The sequence below is a fragment of the Streptomyces sp. SID8374 genome (genome assembly GCF_009865135.1).
Classification (GTDB): Bacteria; Actinomycetota; Actinomycetes; order Streptomycetales; family Streptomycetaceae; genus Streptomyces.
The window spans coordinates 1747559-1773617 of record NZ_WWGH01000001.1 but is presented as its reverse complement, the minus strand read 5'-3'; the positions used below and the strand labels follow the sequence as shown (position 1 = coordinate 1773617).

Genomic DNA, 26059 nt, shown 5'->3' with positions numbered 1-26059 from the left:
CCCGCCCGCGCAGAGGCCGCCCGCGCGTGGGATGCCCGCCCGCGCTGAGAACTCCCGCGCGCGGGATGCGGAGTGCGGGATGTCGGCAAGACGATACGTATCGGCTTGTCCGGCGCTAGATTGGCCGCATGGCACCCCACAAGGCCCCCGACTCCAGCCGTCGCAGCGACCGCTCCCGCCGGGCCATCTACGACGCGGCCCTCGCCCTCGTCGGCGAGAGCGGCTACCGGCGTACGACGATCGAGGGTATCGCCGCCCGTGCCGGGGTCGGCAAGCAGACGATCTACCGCTGGTGGCCCTCCAAGGCGGCCGTCCTGATGGAGGCCTTCCTGGACCTGGCCGCCCGGGCCGCCGAGGAGGCCGCCCCGGAGGGCGGCGCGGCCGGGTACGGCATCCCCGACACCGGAGACCTGGCCGCCGACCTCAAGCTCGTCCTGCGCGCCACCGTCGACGAGCTGAACGACCCCCTGATGGAGGCCCCCACCCGGGCGCTGACCGCCGAGGGCATCGTCGACGCGAAACTGGGCGCCGAATTCGTCGAGAAGCTCCTGGACCCGCAGCTCGCGTTGTATGTCACACGGCTGGAGGCCGCCCGGGAGGCCGGGCAGCTCAGGGCCGACGCCGATCCGCGGATCGCCCTGGAGCTCCTGATCGCGCCACTCACCCACCGCTGGCTGCTGCGGACCCTCCCGCTCACCCATGCGTACGCCGACGCGATCGTCGACCACGCCCTCGGCGGGCTGACCCCGCGACCTTGATCCTTATCCGTTATGTGGTGACATCGGGCGTGATGGTGCTCACTCGGTGCAGTGGTACACGGCCCCGCTGGTGAACTCTGGCCACCTCAACCGCAGGATGGTGCGACCATGGACAGGCAACGCTGAGGTGAAATGCTGAGGTGAGGGGATAGATGGGCGCCGATTCCGGCCGTTTCCGCGGCACAGAGAGCAGGATCTCCCAGTGGCTGCGGCGACGTCCCAAATCACCGGGGGCCGAAGCCGACGGCACGGCCCGGGTGGAGCTGCTCCTGGCGGTCGCCGACGCGGGCATGCCCATCGCCCCCGCCGCCCACCCCCTCGGCTACCGATGTTCGTGCGAACGCATCGGCTGTCCCACCCCCGCCCGGCACCCCATCTCCTTCGCCTGGCAGACGCAGTCGACCACCGACCGCGCCCAGATCGAGCGCTGGGCCCGCAGCCAGCCCTTGGCCAACTTCATCACCGCGACCGGCATGATCCACGACGTGCTGGACGTCCCACTCACCGCCGGCCGCAGCGCCCTGGAGCGGCTTCTCGCGGCGGGCATCGACGTCGGCCCGGTCGCCCAGTCCGGCGAGGACCGGATGCTCTTCTTCACCGCCACCCGCGGCACCCCCGAGGACGAGGACGAGTGGTGGCCCTGCGAGCTGGACTGCCACCCCGAGACCATGGACGCCCACCCGGGCCTGCGCTGGCACTGCCGCGGCAGCTACGTCCTCCTGCCGCCCGCCCGGCTCCCCGGTGAAGTGGACGTCCACTGGGTGCGCGGCCCCGAGCACGAGCTGCCCGACCCGCTGACGCTGCTGGAGACGCTCACCGACGCCTGCGCGCGATACGCGGGCAGCGCCGAGCAGAGCGAGCTGGACCACGACTCGATCGCCTGGCCGCTGAGCCGCTGAGGTTACGGGGAGGGGCACGAGGCCCCTTCCCCTCTACTCGCCCTTCGCCGCCACCAGGCCCGGCAGCCGGTTCAGCAGCCGCACCCGTCCGGCGGAGGCCGAGGAGCCCTCCCCCCGGGCGGGCACGTGGACCAGCTGGCTGGAGATCCGCTCCTTGGTGAGGCTGTTGGTGACCTCGCCGGTCATCAGCGCCTTCACATCCGCGTTGACCTCCGGCTTCAGCCCCTCCGCCGTGACCTGCCGCTCGAAGTGCTTGCTGCTGAAGAAGACCAGCGCCCCGCCGTCCTCGGTGCGCAGCCCGAGCGGCCCGAACGCGCCGCCGGACAGCGGCTGGTCGATGTACTGGAAGGAGAACCCGGGCCGCCGGGTGGTGCGGCGCGCCTCGCGCCACCCCGAGGTCGCGGTGCCCGGGGCGAACACATCCGGGGTGCCCCGCTGTAGATACTGGGTGTACGCGGTGCTCAAGTCGGCCGGGGAGACGGTCAGTTCACTGCTCTGCGGTTCGACCGGCGTGGCGAACCCGTCCTTGTCCAGGGTGAATTCCGGCACCTGGGAGGTCGGGAGGACCGCGAGATAGGACGCCTTCCACAGCGCGTCGGGGCCGCTCCGTTCGAACGCCACCAGCCAGCGGTTGTCCAGCTTCCCGCCGTCCTGGTCCCGGTTGGAGTCGGTGTCCGCCAGGAACCAGCGCGGCCAGCCCGCCTTCTTCGGGATGATGTAGGTGACGTCCGTCAACTCCAGCGGCTTGTGCGCCTTGTTGCCGTCCGGGCTGTACGTCTGCCGCGCCTTCAGCCCGGCCTGGTTGATCGCGCCGAGCGACCCCGCCACCCGGTCCGCGTCCAGCGCCGGATCGTACGCCTTGTCCGCCGCGTTGTAGGCGTCGGTGAAGTCCCTCAGCGCCTGGGCGGCCTCGGACTCCGTCGCCCCCGGCAGCACTTCCAGCTCACCGTGGACCGTCACACAGCCGCTCGCCGTCACGCACAGCACCGTCACCGTCGCGAGCCCCGTGGTCAGTCGACGCAGCCTAGGGCCTGTCGTCGAACTGCCGTCTGCCGTGCGACGCCTGGCACGCGCTCGCCCAAGCTCTCGGCTTCGCCCGAGCAGGGAGGGGCCCCCTCCCGCGTGGTCGTCGATCACCATGGCTCCGCCATGCCTCAATCCTCCGCCTTGCGGCTGCACGCACCGGACCCCGCTCCCTGATCCGGCCTGATCCACACGAAAGACCCTGGTCATCCGTTGCTTCTGCGCCTTCTGCATCCGTCGCCCGCCCTGACCGTCGAAACCCTACCGGGGCGCCGAGCGCCGTGCGGGCACGGACCGGCTACAGCGTCCACACCGTGACCTGGCGGCCCCAGGGCCGGGGTTGGGGCTCAGTGGCGTACGGGAACGACCAGCGGTGCCCCCGTGCGCGGATGCGGGAACACCTCCACCGGCTGCCGGTACACCTCGCCCAGCAGCTCGTCGCTGAAGATCTCCCCGGGCGGGCCCACCTCCGCGATCCGTCCCTCGTGCAGCACGGCGACCCGGTCCGCGTACGCCGCAGCAAGACCCAGATCGTGCAGGACCACCACCACCGCGTCCCCGGCGGCGGCCCGTTCCCGGCAGATCCGCAGCACCAGCTCCTGGTGGCGCAGGTCCAGGGCGGCCGTCGGCTCGTCCAGCAGCATCAGCGGGGCCCGCTGCGCCAGCACCCGGGCCAGCGCCACCCGGGCCTTCTCGCCGCCCGACAGCGCGGAGAAGGGCCGTCCGGCGAACCGCGTCACCTCGGTGGCCGCCATCGCCGCCGCCACCGCCGTGTCGTCCTCGTCCTCCAGCTCCGTACCGGCCCAGGGCGCCCGCCCCATCCGTACGACGTCCTCCACCGGGAACGGGAAGGAGAGCACGGCGGACTGCGGCAGCACCGAACGGCGCAGGGCCAGTTCGGGCGCGGTCCAGGCGGTGGCCGGGCGGCCGCCGATCAGCACCTCGCCGCTCCCCGGCGCCAGATCGGCGGCGAGCGCGGCCAGGAGCGTCGACTTGCCGGCCCCGTTGGGACCGACCAGCGCGACCACCTCGCCCGCGTGCGCGGTGATGTCGACCGAGTCCAGCACCTGCCGGCCGCCCAGCCGGACCGAGAGCCCGGCGGCCTCGACGGCGGGGGAGCCGGGGGCGACGGGCGAGGGCAGCTCCCGGGTGCGTACCGCGAACAGGTCTCTCAGCGTCCTCATGCCCAACCACCTTGCTTACGACGGGTCCTGCGCAGCAGCCAGAAGAAGAACGGGCTGCCGAAGAGCGCGGTCAGCACCCCGAGCGGCAGCTCGGCGGGGGCGGCCACGGTCCGGGCCGCGAGGTCGCCCGCCACCAGCACCAGGGCGCCGCCCAGGGCGCTGCCGGGGACGAGGAAGCGGTGGCCGGGGCCGTTCGCCATCCGCAGCAGGTGCGGCACGAGCAGCCCGACGAACGAGATGATCCCGGCCACGGCGACCGCGGCGGCCGTCAGCAGCGCCACGACCAGGACCAGCGTGATCCGCAGCCGCTCCACGTCCACGCCGAGGTGGCGGGCGGGGCGTTCACCGAGGGCCAGCAGGTCCAGCTTGCGGGCGTAGAACGGGGCGATGAGCAGACCGGCCAGCGCGCACGGCAGGACGGCCAGCACCTTGGGCCAGGTCGCCTGGGAGAGCGAACCGAGCTGCCAGAAGGTGATCTGGGTGATCTGCGCGTTGTCCGCGAAGAAGATGAACAGCCCGATCAGCGCACCCGCGAAGGCGTTGACGGCGATACCGGTGAGGATCAGCGTCACCACCTCGGTCCGGCCGCCCGAGCGCGAGAGCGTATAGACGAGCAGCACGGTGGCGAGACCGGCGATGAACGCGAAGACCGTGATGGTCCAGTTGCCGAAGAACGTCAGCCCCAGCGCGATCGAGGCGACCGCGCCGACCGCCGCGCCCGCCGAGATCCCGATGACGCCGGGCTCGGCCAGCGGGTTGCCGAACACGCCCTGCATCAGGGCGCCCGCGCAGCCGAGCGAGGCGCCGACGAGGAGGGCGAGGACGACGCGGGGGAGCCGGACGTTCCACAGGACGCTCTCGCCGACCCGGTCCAGCGGCTGGCCGCCGAGCCCCATCCGGTGCTGGAACGAGGAGAGGACGTCCCCGATGGGGATGGAGTACGCGCCGATCGCGGCGGAGAGCAGACACCCGGCGAGCAGGGCGAGCGAGAGCCCCACGGTGAGCACGAACGCCTTGCTGCGGGGGGACTTGGGGGCGGCGGCCTTCAGATCGGCCGCACCGGAGGGGTCCTCCTTGGAGAGCGGCTCCCCGGTGCGTTCCTCGTACGACGTCGTCACCGGCCCTTGCCACCCTCCGGGTACAGCTGCTCCACGATCTCGGCGAGCACCCGGTCGGTGCGCGGGCCGTAGTTCAGCAGCACGCCGTCGTCGACCGAGACGACCCGGCGGTCCATCCCGGCGGGCGTCTCCGCGATGCCGGGGATCTTCACCAGGCCGTCCATGCCGCCCACCGAGTCGAGGCCCTTGCTCATCAGGAGGATCGCGTCGGGCGCGGCCTTGGCGAGCGCCTCGCTGGTGATGGCGGTGAAGTCCTTGTTCAGCCCGGACGCCTTGCCCGCGTCGACCGCGCCCGCCGCCTCCAGCAGCGAACTCGCCCCGGACTCCGCGCCGCCCAGCAGATAGACGGAGGCCGAACCGCGCAGATAGAGGAAGGCCACCCGGGGCTTCTTGCCGTCCGCGTGGTCCGGGATGGTCTTCTGCACGGCCGCGATACGCGACTCGGTGCGCTCCTTCAGCTCGGTGCCGGCGGCCGGTACGCCGAGCGCCTCGGCGACCGTGTCGATCCGGCGGCCGACATCGGCGAGCCCCTTGGCGGGCTCCACGACGACCAAGGGGATGCCCGCGTCGCGGATCTGGTCGATCGCCTCGCTCGGCCCGGTCGTGGTGTCGGCGAGGACGACGGTCGGCTTCAGCGAGAGGACGCTCTCCGCCGAGACGTCGTGGGCACGGGTCACCACCGGGAGCTTCTCGGCCTGTTCGAAGGTGGCGGTGATGTCCCGGGCGACGACCTGCTTCCCGAAGCCGAGGGTGAAGACGATCTCGCTCAGCGATCCGGTCAGCGGCACGATCCGGTCGGTGGAGGCGACCGTGACCTTCTTGCCGTCCGCCGAGTCCACCGTCACCGGCAGCTTCGGGGCGGGCGCGGCGGCCAGCGGCTCCACCCGGTCCGCGTCGGCGGAGCTCTTGGCGCCCTTCGGCCCCGCCGATGCGGAATCGTTGCCTCCGCCGCAGCCCGTCAGAAGCAGGGCGAGGGCCATCGCGGCAGTGAGGGCGGCGCCCGCCCGGCCGCGGACCGGCCGACGGCCGAAGGGCCGCCTGGTGTCCGAGCCCTGAGGGGCGAAGTCCTGCGTGATGCGCACTGGGCACCGTCCTGTCGTTCTGCGGCGTGCGATGGGTGGTGAGGGGTGGTTGATTCGGATGTGACGGATGTGTCAGTTGTGTGGAGGTGGCGGAGGGGTTCCGGCAGGGGCTGCGAATACCTTAGGTTAGCCTTACCTGCACATCCAGCCCTCGGAGGGGTCCCTCATGCTGTCGTCCAGATCCGCCCGCGCGCTCGCCGTCGCGCTCCTCGCGGTGCTGCTGGGGGCCATGCTCCCCGCCGCCACCGCGCAAGCGGCCAGCCGCACGGTGCAGGGCGGACGGCTGGACTGGGGCATCAAGTCCTCCTTCCAGAGTTACGTCACCGGCCCTATCGCCCAGGGCAGTTGGAGCCTGACCGGCGGCGCCGCCACGGTCGGCGGCAGCCAGTTCCGCTTCCACTCCGCCAACGGCTCCTACGACCCGGCGACCGGCGCCTTCAGCTCCGGCTTCTCCGGCGGGGTGCACTTCACCGGCCACAAGAAGGCCGACGGGACCAACGAGCTGGACCTCGTCATCAGCCGCCCCACCGTCAGGATCAACGGCGGCAGCGGCACGCTCTTCGCCGACATGGTCAGCAAGGAGCGGGGGACCGGCAAGGTCACCAACCGCTCCCAGGTGCCGCTCGCCACGCTCGGCCTCGGCGGGATCAACATGAAGGGCGGCTCCACCCCCATCGCCCTCACCAACGTCCCCACCACGCTGACCGCGCAGGGCGCTTCCGCCTTCGCCGGCTACTACACCGCCGGTACGCCCCTCGACCCGATCAGCCTCTCCGTGGACACCAAGGGCGCCCCGGCCGAGCCGAAGCCGTCCCCGTCCGAGAAGAAGAAGGACGAGGACGCCGAGAAGGACAAGGCGAAGAAGAAGGCCGAGCAGGAGAAGGCGGGCCGCTTCGAGGACGCCGCCGTCGACTGGGGCGTCCGCCGCACCTTCCGCGAGTACGTCACCGGCTCCATCGGCCAGGGCAAGTGGACGCTCGCCGACGGCGCCCAGGACGGCGGGGCACTCTTCCGCTTCCCGCAGGGCAAGGGCACGTACGACGCGAAGAAGCAGACGCTGGACGCCGACTTCGGCGGCAGCATCCACTTCACCGGCGCCCATGACCTCGACCTGAAGTTCTCCGGTGTCACGGTCGCCGTGGCCAAGGGCGAGGGCACCCTCTCCGCCGACGTCACCAGCGCGGGCACCACCCGCAAGGACGTCCCCCTGATCACCTTCGCCGCCAAGGACTTCGCGCCCGAGGGCGGCCTCGCCGTCCTCACCGAGGTGCCCGCCACCCTCACCGAGGACGGGGCCAAGGCCTTCGGCTCCATGTACAAGGCGGGCACCGAGATGGACCCGGTCTCGCTCGCCGTCGCCGTCGACGCCAAGGCCCAGCTGCCCGCGCTGCCCGACCTCGGCAGCGAGCCCACGGCCGCCGCCGAGCCCACCGCGAAGCCCTCGGCCGAGCCCTCCGCCGAACCGGTCGCCGCCGCCTCCGACTCGGGCCCGGGCGCCGGAACGTACGCCGCGATCGGCGGCGGGGTGCTGCTGCTCGCCGCAGCCGGAGCGTTCTTCGCGCTGCGCCGCCGAAAGGCCTCCGGTATCGACGCCGCCTCCACGGGCTCCGACGCCCCCCAGACCTCCTGACGCCCCCCATGAGCGCCTTATGGTTCCTCATCCCCTCCCCCCACGCCTCCCTTCCTCCCCCCGTTGTCCTAGGAGACCCACCGACATGGCAGCAAACCGCCGCCCCATAGCCCTGGCAGCAGCCGTCGCCACGGCCGCCGCCCTGGGCGCCACCTTCGCCCTCCCCGCCTTCGCGGCCGACAACGCGCCCGCCGGCCGTGCGGCCGCGGCCGACGCCCCGGCGGCGATCCAGCTGGAGTCGGGCACCCTGGACTGGGGTGTCCGGGCGTCCTTCCGCGCGATGATCGACCGCATGGGCGGCACCGCCACCCTCGCCGACGGCGCCACCAAGAACGCGGACGGAACGTACAAGTTCCCCTTGGTGCAGGGTGAGTACGACCTCGGCACCCACAGCGTCACGACCGGCTTCAAGGGCAGCGTCCACTACGAGGCCCACGGCGGCGTCCTCGACATCAAGCTGGCCGACTTCAAGGTCGTCACCGCCGGCAAGAGCGGCAAGATCACCGTCGACGTCACCACCAAGTCCCCGGGCAAGGACGCGGTCGTCAGCGACGACCTGGAGATGGCCAAGCTGGACCTCACCGACGTCGCGCCCTCGAACGGCGCCGCCGGCATGACGTTCGCGGACATCCCCGCCACCTTCACCAAGGAGGGCGCCGCGGTCTTCGGCACCGCCTACAAGGAGGGTGACGTCATCGACCCGGCCACCCTGACGGTCAAGCCGGCCACCCCGACCACGCCGCCCACCACGCCGCCGCCCACCACGGCGCCTCCGACCACGCCCCCGACCACCCCGCCGGTCACGCCCCCGGTCGACCCGAAGCCGACCGGGACGGCCAAGCCGACCCCCACCGAGAGCGCCAAGCCGGTCAGCGGCCCGGTCGTCGACGGCACCCTGGACTGGGGTCTCAAGAAGTCCTTCCGCTCGTACGTCGTCGGCCCGATCGCCCACGGCAAGATCGAGACGAGCGACGGCGCCACCGCCAACGCCGACGGCTACCGCTTCACCAAGGCCACCGGCACCCTCGACGCCGACAAGAACACGCTCAACGCCCAGTTCAAGGGCAAGGTGCGCTTCCTCGGCCACGAGACCAACGGCGACTACGAGCTGGACCTCTCCCTCAGCAACCTGAAGGTCGACGTCCAGGGCACCACCGGCAAGCTCCTCGCCGACGTCTCCACCAAGGACCGCGCCTCCGGCAAGGTCAACACCTACACCGGGCTGGCCTTCGCCGACCTGAAGGTGCCCGCCGGCGCGCTCGCCGCCAAGGAAGGCGTCGTCACCCTCAAGGGCATCCCGGCGACGCTCACCGAGGACGGCTCCAAGGCCTTCAGCGGCATGTACCAGAAGGGTGAGGAGCTGGACGCCCTGAACGCCGCCGTCTCCCTCGACAAGGACGCCACGCTGCCTCCGGGCGGTTCGACGGGCGGCTCGTCGGGCTCCACCGGAGGCTCCGGCTCCACCGGCGGCTCGGGCTCCACGGGCGGCTCCACCGCGGGTGGTTCCACCACCGGCGGCGGCACGGTCGGCGGCTCCACCGGCGGTTCCGTCGGCGGCTCCGGCGCCCTGGCCTCCACCGGCTCCGACGTCCCGACCGGTGCCCTGATCGGCGCCTCCGGCCTCGTCGTGGCGGCCGGTGCCGGTGTCATGATCGCGGCGCGCCGCCGTCGTAACGCCACCGCCTGATCCACCCCGCACCACCCGCAGGGCCGTACCGGAAGGTACGGCCCTGCGGTCGTCGCAGGCCTCTCAACCCCCGCCCAGGCGCCGGGTGATGCTTGAATGCGCACGTGAACCACTACGACGTACCCCGGGGCATCGACGTCCTGCGGGTGTTCTGCGGACCCGACGGACGCCACGGCAACGCCCTCGGCGTCGTACGGGACGGACGCAGCCACCCCGACGAGGCCTCCCGGCAACGGCTGACCCGCCAACTGGGCTTCAGCGAGACCGTGTTCGTCGACGACCCGGAGCGCGGCCGGGTGGACATCCATACCCCCGGGCTGCGGCTGCCGTTCGCCGGGCACCCGCTCGTCGGCACCGCCTGGCTGCTGGACCTGGAGATCCTGGAACTGGCCGTCGGGGACGTGTTCGCCCGCCAGGACGGGGAGTTCACCTGGATCACCGCACGCCCCGAGTGGGCCCCGCCGCGCCTGTTCCAGCAGTACGCCGCGGCGGACGAGGTCGAGGCGCTGACGGGGCCGCCGCCCGGAGAGGGTTGGCTCTACGTCTGGGCCTGGGAGGACGAGGCCGCCGGGCGGGTGCGCGCGCGGGCCTTCCCGAGGCGCGGCGAGGGCATCGTCGAGGACGAGGCGACGGGCGCCGCGGCCATGCTGCTCAGCGCGCACCTCGGCCGGGCTCTGAACATCACACAAGGACGCGGCTCCCAGATCCTCACTGCACCCGCGCCGGACGGCACGGTGGAGGTGGGGGGCCGCGTCCTGATGGCCGCCCGGGCTCAACCCCGGGCGGCCGCAAGCGATATGACCGTCACTACGCGCTGAGCGGGAACACCTCGCCCAGCTCCCGGAAGACCGCGGTGTTCAGCGCGAAGGCGCGCTTGCACTCCTCGACGATCCGCTGCTTCTCCAGGTCGTCCGCGTTCACGCCGTCCAGCAGCTCGCGGTAGGACCGCTTGAAGGCGGCGGGGTTGGTGATCTCCTCGAAGACGTAGAACCGCACGCCGTCGCCCTTGCGCTCGAAGCCCCAGGTCTTCTCCGCCTTGTCGCGGATGATCTGTCCGCCCGAGAGGTCGCCGAGGTAGCGGGTGTAGTGGTGCGCGATATAACCGGCGGGCCAGGTGCGCGCGCACTCGGTGACCCGGGCGGCATACGCGGCGGTCGCGGGCAGCGGCTCCAGACCCTCGCGCCAGTTCTCCCCGCGCAGGTGGGCCAGGTCGCGCTCCAGCTCGGTGGAGCGCATCAGCTCGGGCTGTATGAAGGGCCCGGCCACCGGGTCGTTCCGCAGGGCCTCCGCGCCTTCCTCCAGCGCCCGGTAGACGAACCACAGCTGCTCGGTGTAGCGCGTGTACGCGTCGACACCCAGCCGCCCGCCGAGCAGGTCACCCATGAAGGTCGAGGTCTCGGCCTCGGTGTGCTGTTCGTGCGACGCGGTGCGGATGAGCGTCGAGAAGGGAGTGACGGTGGCGGTTGCGTCCAAGGCGGGCCTCCGGGGCCGAGGGGGACGGGAAGTCCAGAAACAGACGGAAATATCGGCAGGCGGCCGCCGCGACGCTGCGGCGGCGCGTGCCGGTACGCCGATCCTCCTACTTAGGTTTACCTAAGTCAACTGGTTCCCGACTGCTTGTCGGTAAAAAAATACGCGACAAGAGGTGGGGTGGCCCCTTGTGGGTGTTTTGTCCTGGTTACGGCAGGGTGAGGATCTCCGCGCCGGTCTCCGTGACCACCAGCGTCTCCTCGAACTGGGCGGTCCGCTTGCGGTCCTTCGTCACCACGGTCCAGCCGTCCTCCCACATGTCGTACTCGTGGGTGCCCAGCGTCAGCATCGGTTCGATGGTGAACGTCATGCCCGGCTGCATCACGGTGGTCGCATGGGGGCTGTCGTAGTGCGGGATGATCAGGCCGGAGTGGAACGAGGAGTTGATCCCGTGCCCGGTGAAGTCGCGCACGACCCCGTACCCGAACCGCTTCGCGTACGACTCGATGACCCGGCCGATGACGTTGATCTGCCGCCCCGGCTTGACCGCCTTGATGGCCCGGTTCAGCGACTCCCGGGTCCGCTCCACGAGCAGCCGGGACTCCTCGTCGACGTCACCGCAGAGGTAGGTGGCGTTGTTGTCGCCGTGCACCCCGTTGATGTACGCGGTGACGTCCAGGTTCACGATGTCCCCGTCGCGCAGCACGGTGGAGTCGGGGATGCCGTGGCAGATGACCTCGTTGAGCGAGCTGCACAGCGACTTCGGGAAGCCCCGGTAGCCGAGGGTGGAGGGGTACGCGCCGTGGTCGATCATGAACTCGTGCGCGACCCGGTCGAGTTCGTCCGTGGTGACGCCCGGCGCGATGTGCTTGGCGGCCTCCTCCATCGCCTGCGCGGCGATGCGGCCCGCGATGCGCATCCGCTCCACGGTGTCGGCGTCCTGGATCTCCGGGCCGGTGTACGGCGTCGGGGCCGGCTTCCCCACGTACTCGGGACGCCGGATGTTTCCGGGTACGGAACGGACGGGAGTGATCTCCCCTGGTACGAGAAGCGACTGGCCAGACATGCCAGCGAGTCTAACCAGCGCCCTCGGGGCACCATGGCGATAAGGAAAGGAGCCGACGATGGCCCTGTTCAAGAAGCGCACGGTCGGCAAACCGGGCGAATGGTACTACTGCCTGGAGCACAAGAAGGTCGAGGAGGGCCCGGAGTGCCCTGCCCAGAACCGGTTCGGCCCCTACACCTCCCGCGAGGCGGCCCAGCACGCGATGGACACGGCCCGCGACCGGAACCTGGAGTGGGACACGGACCCGAAGTGGCACGACGAGGACAAGGGCAAACCAGGCCCCTCCGGCGCTTGAGGAGCGGGGCCCGGTGCGGAGTCCCGGAGGCCCGGCCACCCGGCCGGGCCCGGGTCACCCCTCCACCCGGGCCTCCCGCCTGCGCACCGCGTCCTCATCCGTCTCGGAGTCGTACCGCACCAGCTTCGGCAGCGCGGCCGTCAGCAGCGCCACCGACGCCACGCACGCCACCCCGCCCGTCCAGATCGCCGACCGGGTCCCGGTCCACCCCGCCATCGCCCCGGCCCGCACCTGCCCCAGCTGCGGACCCACGCTGTACGAGAGCACCTCGATGCCCGCCAGCCGCCCCCGCAGCTCCTCCGGAATGGTCTGGTTCCAGATGGTGGAGCGCCCCAGCCCGCTGAGCATGTCGCCCGCCCCGGCCACGCCCAGGCAGAGCAGCACCACCCACACGCTGGAGAACCAGCCCGCCGCCGCGATCGCCAGCCCCCACACCGCCGCCCCGAACACCACGAACAGCCCGTGCCTGCGCACCCGGGACGTCCAGCCGCTGGTCAGCCCGAGCGCCAGCGAACCGACCGAGCCCGCCGCGTACATCAGCCCCAGCGACCACTCCGCGTCCAGCTCGTCCGCCAGGAACGGGAAGATCGTGTTCGGGAAGGCGAAGAACATCGCCGCCAGGTCGATCGCGTACGTCCCCAGCAGCACCGGCCGGCTCCAGGCGTACCGGGCCCCCTCCACGATCCCGCGCAGCGACGGCTTCGCCGCCTCCTTGGCGGGCGGCGCGGGGGAGAGCCGCAGGCAGAGCACGACGGAGACGGCGAACGTGCAGACCGTCACCGCGTACGCCGTGCCGTGACCGGCGTACGCCACCACCAGGCCGGCCAGCGCCGGGCCCGCGATCGCCCCGATCTGCCAGCGCAGCGAGTTCAGGGCGGCCGCCGCCGTCTGCTGGGCGTGGGGCACGATCCGGGCCATCAGGGAGTCCAGCGCGGGCCGTTGGAGCCCGGCCAGGGCGGCGACCCCGCCGGCGACGACGTACAGCGGCCACAGCAGCGGCTCCGGCAGGAGCGCGTTCACCAGCAGGATCGCGGCGAGCACCCCGAGCCCCGCCTCGGTGAGCAGGATGACCCGGCGCCGGTCCACCGCGTCGGCGAGCGCCCCGCCGTACAGCCCGAAGACCACCAGCGGCACCAGCTCCACCGCCCCCATCGCCCCGACCGCGAGCGGCGAGCCGGTGAGGTGCTTGATCTGGAGCGGCAGCGCGATGAGCGCCATGAAGCTGCCGAAGTACGTGATCAGCCCCTGGATCCACAGCAGCCGGAAGTCCGGCGAGGAGTGCCACGGGGCCAGGTCCGGCAGCAGGGCGCGGAGCCGGGACGAGGGAGGGGGCGGGGTGGCAGGGGGAGCTTCGGTCACGAGGGGCCATGATCGGTACTCCGGGGCGCTCCGGGCAAACCGATTTCCCACCGGACCCCGACGGCCCTCCGCACCACCGCCCCGACGGCCCCCTCACCACCGCCCCGGCGGCGGCTCCGTCAGCCGGTCCGCGAGACGGGAGAGCCGGTCCCGAAACGTCCGGCCGCCGCGCGCCACCGGCCTGCTGTTCTCCCCGGCCGCCGCGCTCACCAGGTGCTGCACGATGTCCAGGTCCACCTCGTCGTCCCCGCCGACCACCAGCGACTCGTGGGCCAGCCCGCCGACCTCCGGGTCACCGCCGCCCAGGGCGAGCACCCGCGCCCCGGCCCGCCGCGCGTCGTGCACCCGCTCCAGCAGCCCGCCGTCCGGCCGCTCCGGCGCGACCAGCAGCACGGTCTGACCCCGCCCGGCCGCCTCGATCCGGCCCAGCCCCACCGCCAGATGCGCGGGATCGCCCGGCTCCACCCGGTGCCGCACCAGGGTGGGCGTCAGCTCCGGCAGCCCGGACCAGGTGGACTCGTCGGCCAGGTGGGCGGCCAGATGCCACGGCTCGTACGCCTCGGTCCCCACCAGCAGCAGCCCGCCGCCCCTCGGTACGAGGGACGAGCGCAGCGCCAGCGCGAACCGGCGGGCCGAGGCGGGCCACGGGGTCCCGGCCAGTACGTCACGGAGCAGGGCGACACGTACGGCATCCATGGCCCGGCATCCTGCCCCCGCACCCCGCCCGGCGGCCTCCGCACGCCTCCCCGTCACCCGAACGGAGGACCGTACGGCGGTTGGGCGGTGGCCGGAGGGCGGGGGAGCCCACGAGGCCCCGGGACGGGATTCCGGGCCCTACCTGGCAGTAGGGTCGGCCCATGACTACACAGGACAGCGGCAGCGCGCCCAAGCCCCCCGCCAAGGACCCCTGGGACCTCCCCGACGTCTCCGCCCTGAGCGTCGGCGTACTCGGCGGGACCGGCCCCCAGGGGCGCGGCCTCGCCTACCGGCTCGCCCGCGCCGGACAGCGGGTCACCCTCGGCTCCCGGGACGCCGGACGCGCGGCCGAGGCGGCCGCCGAGCTCGGCCACGGTGTCGAGGGCACGGACAACGCGGAGTGCGCCCGGCGCAGCGACATCGTGATCGTCGCCGTGCCGTGGGACGGCCACGCCAAGACCCTGGAGTCCCTGCGCGAGGAGCTGGCGGGCAAGCTCGTCATCGACTGCGTCAACCCGCTCGGCTTCGACAAGAAGGGCGCCTACGCCCTCAAGCCGGAGGAGGGCAGCGCCGCCGAGCAGGCCGCCGCCCTGCTGCCGGACTCCCGCGTCACCGCCGCCTTCCACCACCTCTCGGCGGTGCTGCTCCAGGACGAGTCCATCGAGGAGATCGACACCGACGTCCTGGTGCTGGGCGAGGCGCGGGCCGACACGGACATCGTGCAGGCGCTGGCGGGCCGCATCCCGGGGATGCGCGGCATCTTCGCGGGCCGGCTCCGCAACGCCCACCAGGTCGAGTCCCTGGTCGCGAACCTGATCTCGGTCAACCGCCGCTACAAGGCCCACGCCGGACTCCGCACCACCGACGTCTGAGCCACCCGCTCCCGCTCGCCGACCCGGGGGCCCGGGCCAGAGGCGGGGCACAACGGGGCATGGGGGACACTGGACGGGACCGCGACCGTTCCCCGACAGGAGCCGACCCCCATGCCCCGCCTCGCTCTCTACGCCCTCGTCGTCTGCGTCCTCGCCGTCACAGCGGCCGTGGTCTCCTTCGTCCAGGGCAGCCTGCTCGGGATCGTCTGGGTGCTGATCGCGGGGCTCTCCTCCAACATGGTCTGGTTCTACGTGCGCAAGCAGCGCATGGAAGCCGCCGCCGAGGCCCGCTGAACCCTCCCCGGCCCTCCCCGCACCACCCCTCGTGGCCCCTGAGCCGTTCGGGTCGAGGGCCGTCCCTCGTGGGCGCGCCCCGGAGACCGGACGCCGCCCGGGGCCGACCATGTGACGGCCTCGCCACGGCCGTGGCCAGGCCGACCGAGGGAGGACCGCGTGGCAGACGCGAGGGACGACGGGTACGGATCCGGATCGACCGCACGGACGGGCGACGGGGGCCGGGGCTTCCTGGGGGAGGTGCGCGACGCCGTCTCCACCCGGTCGGCGCTCGTCATGCTCGGGGTGCTCCTGCTCCAACTGGGCTTCGCCCTCTCCTACATGGGCGCCTTCCACGCGCCCAAGCCGCACCAGGTGCCGATCACCGTCGTCGCGCCGCCCGCCGTCGGGAAGGACCTGGTCGCCCGCCTCGACGCGCTCCCCGGCGACCCGCTCCACGTCACCGCCGTCGCGAGCCGCGCCGAGGCACGGGCCCGGCTGCTGGACCGGAGCACCGACGCCGCCCTGGTCATGGACCCGGCCGGGCGCACCGACACCCTGATCGTCGCCTCGGCGGGCGGTCCGTCGGCCACCACGGCGGCCACGGAGATCCTCCAGGAGGTCGCACGGGCGGAGAACCGCACGATCGTCGTACGGGACATCCGCCCGCCCGCCGCCGGTGACTCGCGGGGCCTGTCGTCCTTCTACCTGGTCCTCAGCTGGACCATCGGCGGCTACCTCGCCGCCTCGGCCCTGAACATGGCGGCCGGCTCCAAGAAGCCCACCCTGCGCCGCACCCTGGTCCGGCTGGCGGCGATGCTCCCGTACGGCTTCGTCTCGGGCATCGGCGGCGCGATCATCGTGGGCCCGGTGCTGAACTGCCTGCCGGGCGCGTTCTGGGAGCTGGCCGGGATCGGGACCCTGGTGGTGTTCGCCTCCGGGGCGGTGGGCGTCGCCCTCCAGTCGGTGGCGGGGACGGTCGGCCTGGGCCTCACCATCCTGATCTTCACGATCCTGGGCAACCCCAGCTCCGGCGGGGTCTACCCGTCCTCGCTGCTGCCGCCGTTCTGGGCCGCGATCGGCCAGGCGCTGCCACCGGGGGCCGGGACGACCGTGGTGCGCAACACCGTCTACTTCGACGGCAACGCCACCACCGGCGCCCTGTGGATCCTCGGCGCCTGGGCGTTCGGCGGTGTCGCCGTGGCGATCCTCGCCGCGGCCCTGCGCGAGGGCCGGCGGCGCCGAGGACCCCGTACGGAGCCCGCGTCCGCCGCCGTGTGAGGACGGACGGGCCGCGCGGTCGTCACACCGCGCACACCGGGTTCTGCTCGCCGAAGAACGCCCGCCAGAAGCGGTAGAGGTCGTAGCCGCAGTACCGCTGGAGGTCGTCCACGCCCAGCACGCCCAGCAGCGTGTCGATCCCGTCGAAGAAGGCGATGTTCACCCCGGGGATCCACAGGATGGCGAAGACCGCGATGAGCCCGAACGGCGCGATCGGCTCCACCTGGCGGCGGATCCTGTACGACAGCCAGGGCTCGATCACGCCGTAGCCGTCCAGCCCCGGGATCGGCAGGGAGTTCAGGATCGCGGCCGTCACCTGGAGCATCGCCAGGAACGCCAGCGCGTACTGGAAGGAGAGCGGGACCCCGTCCAGCGCGTCCAGCCAGAAGGGGGCCGTGCACACGATCGCGAACGCCACGTTCGTCAGCGGGCCCGCCGCCGAGATCAGGCTGTGCTTCCAGCGGCCGTGGATCCGGGCCCTCTCGATGTAGACCGCGCCGCCGGGCAGGCCGATCCCGCCCAGGACCACGAAGAGGACCGGCAGCACGACGCTGAGCAGGGCGTGCGTGTACTTCAGCGGGTTGAGCGTCAGATAGCCCTTCGCCCCCACCGACAGGTCCCCGCTGTGCAGCGCGGTGCGGGCGTGGGCGTACTCGTGGAGGCAGAGCGAGACGATCCAGGCCCCGGTGACGAAGAGGAAGACCGCGAAGCCGGTGGCGCCCGCGAACCCCGTCCAGACGGCCCAGCCCGCGACGGCGGTGACGGCGGCGATCCCGAGGAAGACCGGACTGATCCTCCGGTCCCCGCGGGTGGCTGCGGTGGTCATCGGCACACAACTCCTGGGGGTGGGGGGAACGGCGGCCACATCGTACGTACGCCGATGAGCACGCCGGTACGGCGGGAACAGCGACACCGTACGCACGCCGGTACGGCGGGAACGACGGCGCCCCGGTCAGGAGTTCCACCCGGTCGCCCCCGTCACCGCGCCCGTCGATGACAATGGGCCCGTGCGCTACTGCATCCTCGGCACCACCCGGGCACTCCGCGACGACGGTACGGCCGTCGCCCTCGGCGGGGCGCGGCTGCGCGCCCTGCTCACCGTCCTCGCCCAGCACCCCGGACGGACCGTGCCCGCCGGGGTCCTCGTGGACGAGGTGTGGGACGGCGACCCGCCCGCCGACGCGGCCGGCGCGCTCCAGGCGCTGGTCGGGCGGCTGCGGCGGGCGCTGGGCCGGAGCGCCGTCGAGTCGGTGGAGAGCGGCTACCGGCTCGCCGCCGAGCCGGACGCCGTGGACCTGCACCGGTTCGAGCGGCTGGCGGGGGAGGGGAGCCGGGCCCTGGAGCAGGGCGACGCGGAGAAAGCCGTCACCGTCCTGGACGAGGCCCTCGCGCTCTGGGGCGGGCCGCCGCTGGACGACCTGCCCGACCGTACGGCGCCCGCCGCCCGCCTGGAGTCCCGCCGACTCGCCGCCCGGCGGGCCCGGCTGGAGGCGCTGCGCCTCCTCGGGCGGGCGGACGAGGCCCTGTGGGAGCTGACCGCGCTCTGCGCCGCCCACCCGCTGGACGAACCCCTCCAGGCCCTGCGCATCAGGGCCCTGCGGGACGCCGGGCGCACGGCCGAGGCGCTGGCGGCGTACGACGAGGTGCGCACCGTACTCTCCGAACGCCTCGGCACCGACCCCGGCCCCGAACTGCGCGGCCTGTACGCCGAACTCCTCCACCAGGGACCGGCCGCGCCCGCTCCCCAGGAGCCGCCCGCCGCCCCGAAGCCCCGGCCCGCCCACGGCAACCTCCGGGCCCGGCTCACCAGCTTCGTCGGCCGGGACGGCGACATCGCGGCCCTGCGCGAGGACCTCGCCCACGCCCGGCTCGTCACCCTCCTCGGCCCCGGCGGCGCGGGCAAGACGCGGCTGTCCCAGGAGACCGCGGAGGCGGCCGCCGACGCCTGGCCCGACGGCGTCTGGCTGGCGGAGCTGGCCCCCGTCGACGACCCGGACGCCGTGCCCGAGGCGGTCCTGAGCGCGCTCGGCGCCCGCGAGACCGTGCTGCGGGGGGCCGGTGCCGAGGAGCTGCGGGCCGTCGACCGCACCGGCGACGACCCCCTCGTACGCCTCACCGAGCACTGCGCCCCGCGCCGGATGCTGCTGCTCCTGGACAACTGCGAGCACGTCGTCGGGGCGGCGGCCGCCCTCACCGACCACCTCCTCACCCACTGCCCGCAGCTCACGGTCCTCGCCACCAGCCGCGAACCCCTCGGCGTACCGGGCGAGTTCGTCCGCCCTGTCGACCCGCTGCCCGACCCGATGGCGCTGCGCCTGCTCGCCGAGCGCGGGGCGGCGGCCCGGCCCGGGTTCCGTACCGACGCCGACGAGGAGACCGCGGCCGCCTGCGCCGAGATCTGCCGCCGCCTCGACGGGCTGCCGCTCGCCATCGAACTGGCCGCCGCCCGGCTGCGGATGCTCACCCCGCGCCAGATCGCCGACCGGCTGGACGACCGCTTCCGCCTCCTCACCAACGGCAGCCGCACCGTGCTGCCCCGCCAGCAGACGCTGCGCGCGGTCGTCGACTGGTCCTGGGAGCTGCTGGACGCAGGAGAACGGGCCGTGCTGCGCCGCCTGGCCGTCTTCGCCGGAGGCTGCCCCCTCACCGCCGCCGAGGAGGTCTGCGCCCTGCCCGGGCCGGACGGGAGCGTCGCCGTGGACTCCCTCGACATCGCGGGCCTGCTCGGCTCGCTGGTCGACAAGTCCCTCGTCGTGGCGGCGCCCGGCGACGACGGCCGGATGCGCTACCGGCTGCTGGAGACGGTCGGGGAGTACGCCGCCGAGCGCCTGGACGAGGCCGCCGAGCGGGATGCGGTCGCCCGCCGCCACCTGGTCCACTTCCGGGAGCTGGCCCGGATCACCGGCCCGAAGGTGCGCGGCGCCGGACAGCGGGACGCCATCGCGCTCTTCCAGCGCGAGTACGAGAACCTGCGCACCGCGTTCCGCCACGCCGTCGCCGTACGGGACGAGCACGAGGCGCTGTGCATGGTGCTGTCGATGTCCTGGTACTGGATGCTGCGCGACCTGCGCGCGGACGCCCGGCAGTGGGGCGAGGCCGCCTCATCGCTGGGCCCCGACCCCTTCGCCCCGCCCGGTGTCCGGGCCCCCTCGCTGCTGGAGCGGGCCACCGACCGGCCGCCGCCGATGGACGGCGAACAGCTCGCGGAGGCGCGGCGCGGGGTGGCGCTGATCCAGCTGGCCGGTGTGGACAACGCGATCAGCGAATGGTCGACCCCCGAGGGCAAGGAGCGCCTGAGGATCATCGCCGAGACCTACAGGCCCGGGCAGCCGCAGACCTGCCGCATGCCCGGAACACTGTGGATGTTCGCGATCCTGCTCGGCGGCGACATGGACCGGGTCTACGAACTGCTGGACGCCACGGTCGAGACCTGCCGGACGCTCGGGTACGAGTGGGAGCTCGGCTCGGCCCTCCACACCCGCGCCAACTTCCGGGCCAACGACCCCGCGCAGGTGGGCGAGGCACGCGCCGACGCCGACGAGAGCCTGGAGATCTACACCCGGCTCGGCGACGACTGGGGCGCCGCTGAAGCGCTCTCCTCGCGTGGCGAGACCGACGAGCGGGCCGGTGACTTCGCCGCGGCGCTGAAGGACTACGGGGCGGCCGTGGCGTACGCGCAGAAGATCGGCGCCCAGAGCCAGGTGGCGCTGCTGCGCGCCCGGTACGCCGGGGCCCTCATCGAACTCGGCCGCCTCCCGGAGGCCGAGGCCATCCTGCGCGAAATCACCGAGAACGGGCGGCAGTCGGGCCATGAGGCGACCCCGATGGCCCGGATGCACCTGGGATACGTCCTCGGGCTCCAGGGGCGGGTGGACGAGGCCCGCAGGGAGACGAACCTGGTCCACGAGGACTTCAGGTCGCGCGATGCCGCCATCTTCGGCGGCTTCGTCTACGGCGTGCTGGCCTGGCTGGACAACCTCGACGGCGCGTACGCCTCCGCCCTGTCCAACGCGCTGACCGCGCTGGACAGTTCGCGGGACCGGCTGTCGATGATGGTGGCCCCGCAGCTGCCGTCGTCCCATCTGACGGCCGCCGCCCGCGCGCTCGCCGGCCTCGACGCCCCCGGGGCCGCCGAGGCCGGCGCCCGGCTGCTGGCACTCCAGGCGGCCCTCCTGCCGAAGGGGCACGTGCCGAGCATGGTGGAGCGCCGCAACCTGGCCCAGGCCGAGGAGGCCGTCCGGGCGCGCCTCGACGACGCGGTGTTCACGGCGGCGTACGAACAGGGCGGCGGCCTCACCCTCGATGAGGCCACCGCCCTGGCGGAGGCGTACCGCTGACACCACGGGCGTCCCGGCCGCTCAGGCCTTCTTGCGGAACTTGGACACCGCCAGCGGAGCCATCACCAGCGTGATGCCCGCGGCCCAGGCCAGCGTCGTCCAGACGGAGGAGGCGACCGGACCGCCCATCATCAGACCCCGCACCGCGTCCGCCAGATTGGACAGCGGGTTGTAGTCGGTGAAGGTCTGGAGCCAGCCCGGCATGGTCTGCGGCGGGGCGAAGATGGACGAGCCGAACTGCAACGGCATCAGCACCAGCATCCCCATTCCCTGGACGGCCTGGGCCGTCTTCATGGACAGCCCGAGCACGATGAAGATCCACATGATGGCGGCGCCGAACACCGCCGCCAGCGCGACGGCCTCCAGCAGCCCGAGCACGGACGTCCCCAGCGTCATACCGAGGGCGAAGCCCATCGCGAGCAGGATGACGATGGCGACCATCATCCGGCCCAGCTCCACCACGATCTTGGCGATGAGCACCGAGGAGCGGGCGATCGGCATCGTCCGGAACCGGTCCATGACCCCCTTGCGGAAGTCGTCGTTGACCCCGGTGCCGACGGCCATGGCGATGTTCATGCCCATCATCGCCATCAGTCCCGGGACCAGGTAGTTCAGATAGTCCTGCCGGTCGCCGCCGAGGCTGCCGCCGACCGAGCCGCCGAAGACGTACACGAACAGCAGCGTGAAGATGACCGGCATCAGAAGGACGTCGAACATCGACTCCGGGTCCTTCTTGATCTGGAGCAGATTGCGGCGGGCCAGGGCCCCGATGTGCCGCAGGTTGGCCCGCAGCCCGATCCGGCCCTCCTCGGCCGCCCGCGCCTTCGTGGGGGCGGTGCCCGCGGGCCCGGCGGGTGCGGGGGTCAGGGTGGTGGTGCTCATGCGGCGACCTCCTGGGGAGCGGCGTCGGTGAGGGGAGCGGCCTTGTCGCCGGTGATCGCGAGGAAGACCTCGTCCAGGCTGGGCAGCGCGGTGGCGACATGGGCCAGGGAGAAGCCCCGTACGCCCAGCAGCCCGATGACGGCGGTCAGCTGCTCGTCGCTGAGGATGGGGACGTACAGCAGCCCCTCGTCCGGTACGGCCTGCGCCCCGGCGACCCCGTCGAGTCCGGCCTCCCGGATCGCCTGGGCCATCGCGGCCAGCTCCGCCGGGTCCGAGGGCCGGATGTGCAGGGTGCGGCCGCCGACCTTGGCCTTCAGCTCGTCGACCCCGCCCCGGGCGATGATCTTCCCCTTGTCGATGACCGTCAGCTCCTTGGCGAGCTGCTCGGCCTCTTCCATGTACTGGGTGGTCAGCAGGACGGTGGCGCCCTCGGCGACCATCCGCTGCACCTCGTCCCAGACCTCGTTACGGGTCCGGGGGTCGAGGCCGGTCGTCGGCTCGTCCAGGTACAGCACGGACGGGCTGCCGATCATCGAGGCGGCCAGGTCGAGGCGGCGGCGCATCCCGCCGCTGTACTCCATGCAGGCCCGCTTGGCGGCCTCGGTGAGCGAGAACCGCTCGAGGAGCTCGTCCGCCCGGGCCCGCGCCTGCTTGCGGGGCAGATCGAGGAGCCGCCCGATCATGTAGAGGTTCTCCCAGCCGGAGAGCTTCTCGTCGACCGAGGCGTACTGCCCGGTCAGGCCTATCCGGCGGCGCAGCTCGCGCGGCTGCTTCACCACGTCGAAGCCCGCGACGACCGCGTGTCCGGCGTCGGGGGTGATCAGCGTGGAGAGGCAGCGTACGAGGGTGGTCTTGCCGGCGCCGTTGGGGCCGAGCACGCCGAGGACGGTGCCTTCGCGGACGTCGAGGTCCACGCCGTCCAGTGCCTTGGTCTCGCCGTAGTGCTTGACCAGCCCCCGTACCTCGACGGCGTTCGTGCCGCTCCTGGGGTTCGTGTCGATGCGTTCCATGTCCACCATGGGACCACCGCCCGCCGACAGCTCACCGACAGCCGGCCGACACGGGCCGGCACCCGCTCCCGGACGCGCGACAGCCCGCCGATGGGGGATGTCGGCGGGCTGTCGGTGGTGCGGGAAATGGCTGATGGGGCCCCGGGGCCGGTGGATCAGTGGAAGGTGTGCTCCGGCGCGGGGAACGTACCGCCCACGACCTCCTCGGCGAACTCCTTCGCCGCGTCCCCGAGCACCTGGCGCAGGTTCGCGTACTGCTTGGTGAAGCGCGGCACCTTGCCGCCGGTCAGCCCGACCATGTCGGTGTAGACGAGCACCTGCGCGTCGGTGGCCGCACCGGCGCCGATACCGACGGTCGGGATGTGCAGGGTGCGGGTGACCTCGGCGGCCAGCTCCTCGGGTACGAGCTCCAGCACGACGGCGAACGCGCCCGCGTCCTGGACCGCCTTGGCGTCGCGCAGCAGCTGGTGCGCCGCCTCCTCGCCGCGGCCCTGCACCCGGTAGCCCATGGCGTTGACGGACTGCGGGGTCAGGCCGATGTGGGCCATGACCGGGATGCCCGCCTCGACCAGCAGCCGGATCTGCTCGTGGGACCGCTCGCCGCCCTCCAGCTTGACCGCGCCGACACCGGACTCCTTGATCAGCCGGGTGGCGTTGCGGAGCGCCTGGACGGGGCCTTCCTGGTACGAGCCGAAGGGCAGGTCGGCCACGATGAGGGCGCGCCTGGTGCCGCGTACGACGGCGGCGGAGAGCATGGCGATCTCGTCCATCGTGACGGGCACGGTGGTCTCGTAGCCGAGGTGGACGTTGCCCATCGAGTCCCCGACGAGCATGACGGGGATGCCCGCCTCGTCGAAGACGGACGCGGTCATCGCGTCGTAGGCGGTGAGCATGGGCCACTTCTCGCCGCGCTCGGTGGCGGCGGCGATGTCGTGGACGGTGATGCGGCGGGTGGACTTCCCTCCGTACAGCGCCTTGCTGCTGTCGGGGGAGGCACCTGCGGGGGAGGGCGCGGCCGGGGCCGACGGGTTCTGTGCAGACGGATTCTGTGCAGCCGGAAGTGACATGGCTGGTGAACTCCTTCGTCATCTCGAGGCGCCCTGACGGCGTCCCCGGATCCCTTCCATGGTGGCATCCCGCCCGGGCAAACGGGAAGTGGGCCCGCACGACCCCGGCCGTCCGGCTCCCGTTGGGCAAAGTTTTAACAATACGAGACGGTCTCGTATCGAAACGAGGTTAGGCTCGTCCCCATGTCCGCACCCTCCCCCTCCGCGCCCGCCGCCGAGCCCCGCATACCCGAGGCGGTCCACCGCCGCCGCTGGTGGATCCTCACCGTCCTCATGTTCAGCCTGCTCATCGTGGTGCTGGACAACTCGATCCTCAACGTCGCGGTCAAGACGATCGCCAGCCCCGCGCCCACCGGCATCGGCGCCACCCAGAGCGAGCTGGAGTGGGCGATCAACTCCTACACGCTCGTCTTCGCCGGGCTCCTGTTCACCGCCGGGCTCCTGGGCGACCGCATCGGCCGCAAGAAGGTCCTCCTCTTCGGCATCCTCGTCTTCGGCATCGGCTCCGCCCTGGCCGCGATGTCCGCGTCGCCCGGCGAACTCATCACCTGGCGAGCCCTGATGGGCTTCGGCGCGGCCTTCGTGATGCCCGCCACCCTCGCGGTCCTGATGAACGTCTTCGAGCGCGACGAGCAGCCCAAGGCCATCGGCATCTGGGCCGGCAGCGTCGGCCTCGGCATCGCGATCGGCCCGATCACCGGCGGACTGCTCCTGGAGCACTTCTGGTGGGGTTCGATCTTCCTGGTGAACGTCCCCGTGGTCGTGCTCGCCCTCATCGCCATGGTGATCCTGGTCCCCGACTCCCGTGACCCGAAGCCCGGCAAGGTCGACCCGCTGGGCGTCGCGCTCTCCATCGTCGGCCTGGTCCTGCTGGTCTACGGGATCATCCGGGGCGGCGAGCTCGCCGACTTCACGGACACCACCGTGCTGCTCCCCATCGTCGGCGGACTGCTGGTGCTGGCCGGATTCGTCTGGCACGAGAAGCGCAGCAGCCACCCGGCGATCGACATCACGTACTTCAGGAAGCCCGCGTTCTCCGCCGCCGTCGCCGCCATAGCGCTGGTCTTCTTCGCGCTGATGGGCGTGACGTTCTTCTCCGCCTTCTACCTCCAGAGCGTGCGCGGCTACAGCGCCCTCCAGTCGGGCCTGCTGATCCTTCCGCTCGCCGCCGCCCAGATGATCTTCGCGCCCCGGGCCCGGCTGGTCGTGGACCGCTTCGGCGCCCGCGCGGTCTGCACGGTGGGCATGCTGCTGGTCGCGGCCGGACTGGCCTGCTTCGCCCTGTTCGACGCCGGTACGCCGGTGTGGGTGCTGTGCCTCGTCTTCTTCGTCCAGGGCACCGGGATGGCGCACATCATGCCGCCGGTCACCGTCGCCGTGATGCAGGCGCTGCCCCGCGAGAAGGCCGGTTCCGGATCGGCTATCAACAACACCTTCCGCCAGGTCGGCGGCGCGCTCGGGATCGCGGTCCTCGGCTCGGTGCTCTCCACGGTCTACCGGGGTGACATCGAGGGCCACCTCGGCGCGGTCCCGGCCGGGGCCAGGGCGGTGGCGGGCGAGTCCATCGAGGCCACGCTCGGGGTCGCCGCGAAGCTCGGCCCGGTGGCCGGAAAGCCGCTGGTCGCCGCCGCCAACGACGCCTTCATCAGCGCCATGCACGTCACCGCGCTCGGTTCGGCGGCCGTCGCCCTGATCGGCGCGCTCGTGGTCGGCCTGTACCTGCCGGGCCGGCCCCCCGTGGTGACGGAGGAGCCGGAGACCCGCTCCACGAAGGAGCCGGTGGGCCGCTGACGGACCGACCCGGAGGGCCGCGGCCTCCCGTCCCCTCCGGGTCGGCGAGAATCGGGGCGAGGGTCGGACGACGGCAGGGCGAGAGGCGGCTTCAGGTGCGGGACCAGAACGACGGCGAGCGGGACAGCGCTCGGTCCGGCGAGGAGGACCGGCACGGTGCGGCGGATGGCGGCGCGGCGGATGACGCGGACGTCGGCGCTGCGGATGGCGGCGCGGCGCAAGGCAGTGCGGCTGAAAGCGGCGCGGGCGTCGGTGCGGCGGAGAGCGGCGCGGGGCGAG

Annotated in this window: 23 protein-coding genes; 11 read left to right on the top strand and 12 right to left on the bottom strand. The window is 72.6% G+C overall.

Annotated elements, in window-relative coordinates:
* The first annotated feature begins 128 nt into the window (after positions 1 to 128).
* Together GTY67_RS07925 and GTY67_RS07920 are read left to right on the top strand one after the other, a co-directional pair.
* Complete coding sequence (locus GTY67_RS07925) at positions 129 to 758, top strand: TetR/AcrR family transcriptional regulator (RefSeq protein ID WP_161278204.1); 630 nt, start codon at positions 129 to 131, stop codon at positions 756 to 758.
* Between the two features lie 152 nt (positions 759 to 910).
* The gene (locus GTY67_RS07920; protein WP_161278203.1) at positions 911 to 1657 is read left to right on the top strand and encodes a bifunctional DNA primase/polymerase; all 747 of its coding nucleotides are present in this window, start codon (positions 911 to 913) and stop codon (positions 1655 to 1657) included.
* 33 nt (positions 1658 to 1690) lie between these two features.
* Here GTY67_RS07920 and GTY67_RS07915 read toward each other — a convergent pair whose 3' ends face one another.
* The 4 genes from GTY67_RS07915 to GTY67_RS07900 form a co-directional block, all read right to left on the bottom strand.
* The gene (locus GTY67_RS07915; protein WP_343238648.1) at positions 1691 to 2635 is read right to left on the bottom strand and encodes a hypothetical protein; all 945 of its coding nucleotides are present in this window, start codon (positions 2633 to 2635) and stop codon (positions 1691 to 1693) included.
* A gap of 392 nt (positions 2636 to 3027) precedes the next feature.
* A complete protein-coding gene (locus tag GTY67_RS07910) occupies positions 3028 to 3864 on the bottom strand; it encodes a heme ABC transporter ATP-binding protein (RefSeq protein WP_093688998.1) in 837 nt (278 codons plus the stop codon).
* Complete coding sequence (locus GTY67_RS07905; protein ID WP_093688996.1) at positions 3861 to 4982, bottom strand: iron ABC transporter permease; 1122 nt, start codon at positions 4980 to 4982, stop codon at positions 3861 to 3863. The genes GTY67_RS07910 and GTY67_RS07905 overlap by 4 nt, the downstream gene beginning before the upstream one ends.
* Positions 4979 to 6064 (bottom strand): ABC transporter substrate-binding protein, encoded by a 1086-nt coding sequence (locus GTY67_RS07900; RefSeq protein WP_093688994.1) that lies wholly within the window; start codon positions 6062 to 6064, stop codon positions 4979 to 4981. The genes GTY67_RS07905 and GTY67_RS07900 overlap by 4 nt, the downstream gene beginning before the upstream one ends.
* A 166-nt stretch (positions 6065 to 6230) precedes the next feature.
* Here GTY67_RS07900 and GTY67_RS07895 point away from each other — a divergent pair, with 166 nt between their 5' ends.
* The 3 genes from GTY67_RS07895 (at position 6231) to GTY67_RS07885 (ending at position 10199) form a co-directional block, all read left to right on the top strand.
* On the top strand, positions 6231 to 7694 hold the full coding sequence (locus GTY67_RS07895) for an HtaA domain-containing protein (RefSeq protein ID WP_161278202.1): 1464 nt from the start codon (positions 6231 to 6233) through the stop codon (positions 7692 to 7694).
* An 85-nt stretch (positions 7695 to 7779) separates the two neighbouring features.
* The gene (locus tag GTY67_RS07890) at positions 7780 to 9381 is read left to right on the top strand and encodes an HtaA domain-containing protein (protein WP_093688990.1); all 1602 of its coding nucleotides are present in this window, start codon (positions 7780 to 7782) and stop codon (positions 9379 to 9381) included.
* A gap of 104 nt (positions 9382 to 9485) precedes the next feature.
* Positions 9486 to 10199, top strand: a complete 714-nt coding sequence (locus GTY67_RS07885; protein ID WP_093688988.1) for a PhzF family phenazine biosynthesis protein — start codon at positions 9486 to 9488, stop codon at positions 10197 to 10199.
* Here GTY67_RS07885 and GTY67_RS07880 read toward each other — a convergent pair.
* Positions 10189 to 10854 (bottom strand): biliverdin-producing heme oxygenase, encoded by a 666-nt coding sequence (locus GTY67_RS07880; protein ID WP_161278201.1) that lies wholly within the window; start codon positions 10852 to 10854, stop codon positions 10189 to 10191. The two genes, GTY67_RS07885 and GTY67_RS07880, sit on opposite strands and share 11 nt — an antisense overlap.
* Before the next feature lie 205 nt (positions 10855 to 11059).
* On the bottom strand, positions 11060 to 11917 hold the full coding sequence (map, locus tag GTY67_RS07875) for a type I methionyl aminopeptidase (protein WP_093688984.1): 858 nt from the start codon (positions 11915 to 11917) through the stop codon (positions 11060 to 11062).
* Positions 11918 to 11975: 58 nt separating this feature from the next.
* On the opposite strand from map, the gene GTY67_RS07870 reads away from it, so the two are divergent.
* On the top strand, positions 11976 to 12212 hold the full coding sequence (locus GTY67_RS07870) for a hypothetical protein (protein ID WP_161278200.1): 237 nt from the start codon (positions 11976 to 11978) through the stop codon (positions 12210 to 12212).
* 54 nt (positions 12213 to 12266) lie between these two features.
* Here GTY67_RS07870 and GTY67_RS07865 read toward each other — a convergent pair whose 3' ends face one another.
* Together GTY67_RS07865 and GTY67_RS07860 are read right to left on the bottom strand one after the other, a co-directional pair.
* Positions 12267 to 13571 carry an MFS transporter gene (locus GTY67_RS07865; protein ID WP_161278199.1) on the bottom strand — a complete coding sequence of 435 codons (1305 nt, stop codon included), beginning with the start codon at positions 13569 to 13571 and terminating at the stop codon, positions 12267 to 12269.
* Between the two features lie 93 nt (positions 13572 to 13664).
* On the bottom strand, positions 13665 to 14267 hold the full coding sequence (locus GTY67_RS07860; RefSeq protein ID WP_093688978.1) for a hypothetical protein: 603 nt from the start codon (positions 14265 to 14267) through the stop codon (positions 13665 to 13667).
* 161 nt (positions 14268 to 14428) lie between these two features.
* On the opposite strand from GTY67_RS07860, the gene npdG reads away from it, so the two are divergent.
* The 3 genes from npdG (at position 14429) to GTY67_RS07845 (ending at position 16693) form a co-directional block, all read left to right on the top strand.
* The gene (npdG, locus tag GTY67_RS07855; protein ID WP_018511810.1) at positions 14429 to 15139 is read left to right on the top strand and encodes an NADPH-dependent F420 reductase; all 711 of its coding nucleotides are present in this window, start codon (positions 14429 to 14431) and stop codon (positions 15137 to 15139) included.
* A 111-nt stretch (positions 15140 to 15250) separates the two neighbouring features.
* On the top strand, positions 15251 to 15433 hold the full coding sequence (locus tag GTY67_RS07850; protein ID WP_093688974.1) for a hypothetical protein: 183 nt from the start codon (positions 15251 to 15253) through the stop codon (positions 15431 to 15433).
* Positions 15434 to 15592: 159 nt separating this feature from the next.
* Positions 15593 to 16693, top strand: coding sequence for a DUF3533 domain-containing protein (locus GTY67_RS07845; RefSeq protein ID WP_343238647.1), 1101 nt, complete (start codon positions 15593 to 15595; stop codon positions 16691 to 16693).
* A gap of 22 nt (positions 16694 to 16715) precedes the next feature.
* Here the strand turns inward: GTY67_RS07845 and GTY67_RS07840 are convergent, their stop codons facing one another.
* Positions 16716 to 17519, bottom strand: a complete 804-nt coding sequence (locus GTY67_RS07840) for a site-2 protease family protein (RefSeq protein WP_161278198.1) — start codon at positions 17517 to 17519, stop codon at positions 16716 to 16718.
* A 181-nt stretch (positions 17520 to 17700) separates the two neighbouring features.
* Between GTY67_RS07840 and GTY67_RS07835 the strand changes: the two genes are divergently transcribed.
* A complete protein-coding gene (locus GTY67_RS07835; RefSeq protein ID WP_161278197.1) occupies positions 17701 to 21030 on the top strand; it encodes a BTAD domain-containing putative transcriptional regulator in 3330 nt (1109 codons plus the stop codon).
* A 21-nt stretch (positions 21031 to 21051) separates the two neighbouring features.
* Here GTY67_RS07835 and GTY67_RS07830 read toward each other — a convergent pair whose 3' ends face one another.
* The 3 genes from GTY67_RS07830 to panB all read right to left on the bottom strand — a co-directional run bounded on the left by GTY67_RS07830 (position 21052) and on the right by panB (position 23989).
* Positions 21052 to 21912 carry an ABC transporter permease gene (locus GTY67_RS07830; protein ID WP_093688968.1) on the bottom strand — a complete coding sequence of 287 codons (861 nt, stop codon included), beginning with the start codon at positions 21910 to 21912 and terminating at the stop codon, positions 21052 to 21054.
* On the bottom strand, positions 21909 to 22931 hold the full coding sequence (locus GTY67_RS07825; RefSeq protein ID WP_093688966.1) for an ATP-binding cassette domain-containing protein: 1023 nt from the start codon (positions 22929 to 22931) through the stop codon (positions 21909 to 21911). Before GTY67_RS07825 ends, GTY67_RS07830 begins: the two co-directional genes overlap by 4 nt.
* Before the next feature lie 146 nt (positions 22932 to 23077).
* Entirely contained in the window at positions 23078 to 23989 is a 912-nt protein-coding gene (panB, locus tag GTY67_RS07820; RefSeq protein ID WP_161278196.1) for a 3-methyl-2-oxobutanoate hydroxymethyltransferase, read from the bottom strand.
* A 183-nt stretch (positions 23990 to 24172) separates the two neighbouring features.
* Between panB and GTY67_RS07815 the strand changes: the two genes are divergently transcribed.
* Positions 24173 to 25780 carry an MFS transporter gene (locus tag GTY67_RS07815; protein ID WP_161278195.1) on the top strand — a complete coding sequence of 536 codons (1608 nt, stop codon included), beginning with the start codon at positions 24173 to 24175 and terminating at the stop codon, positions 25778 to 25780.
* Positions 25781 to 26059 lie beyond the last annotated feature (279 nt).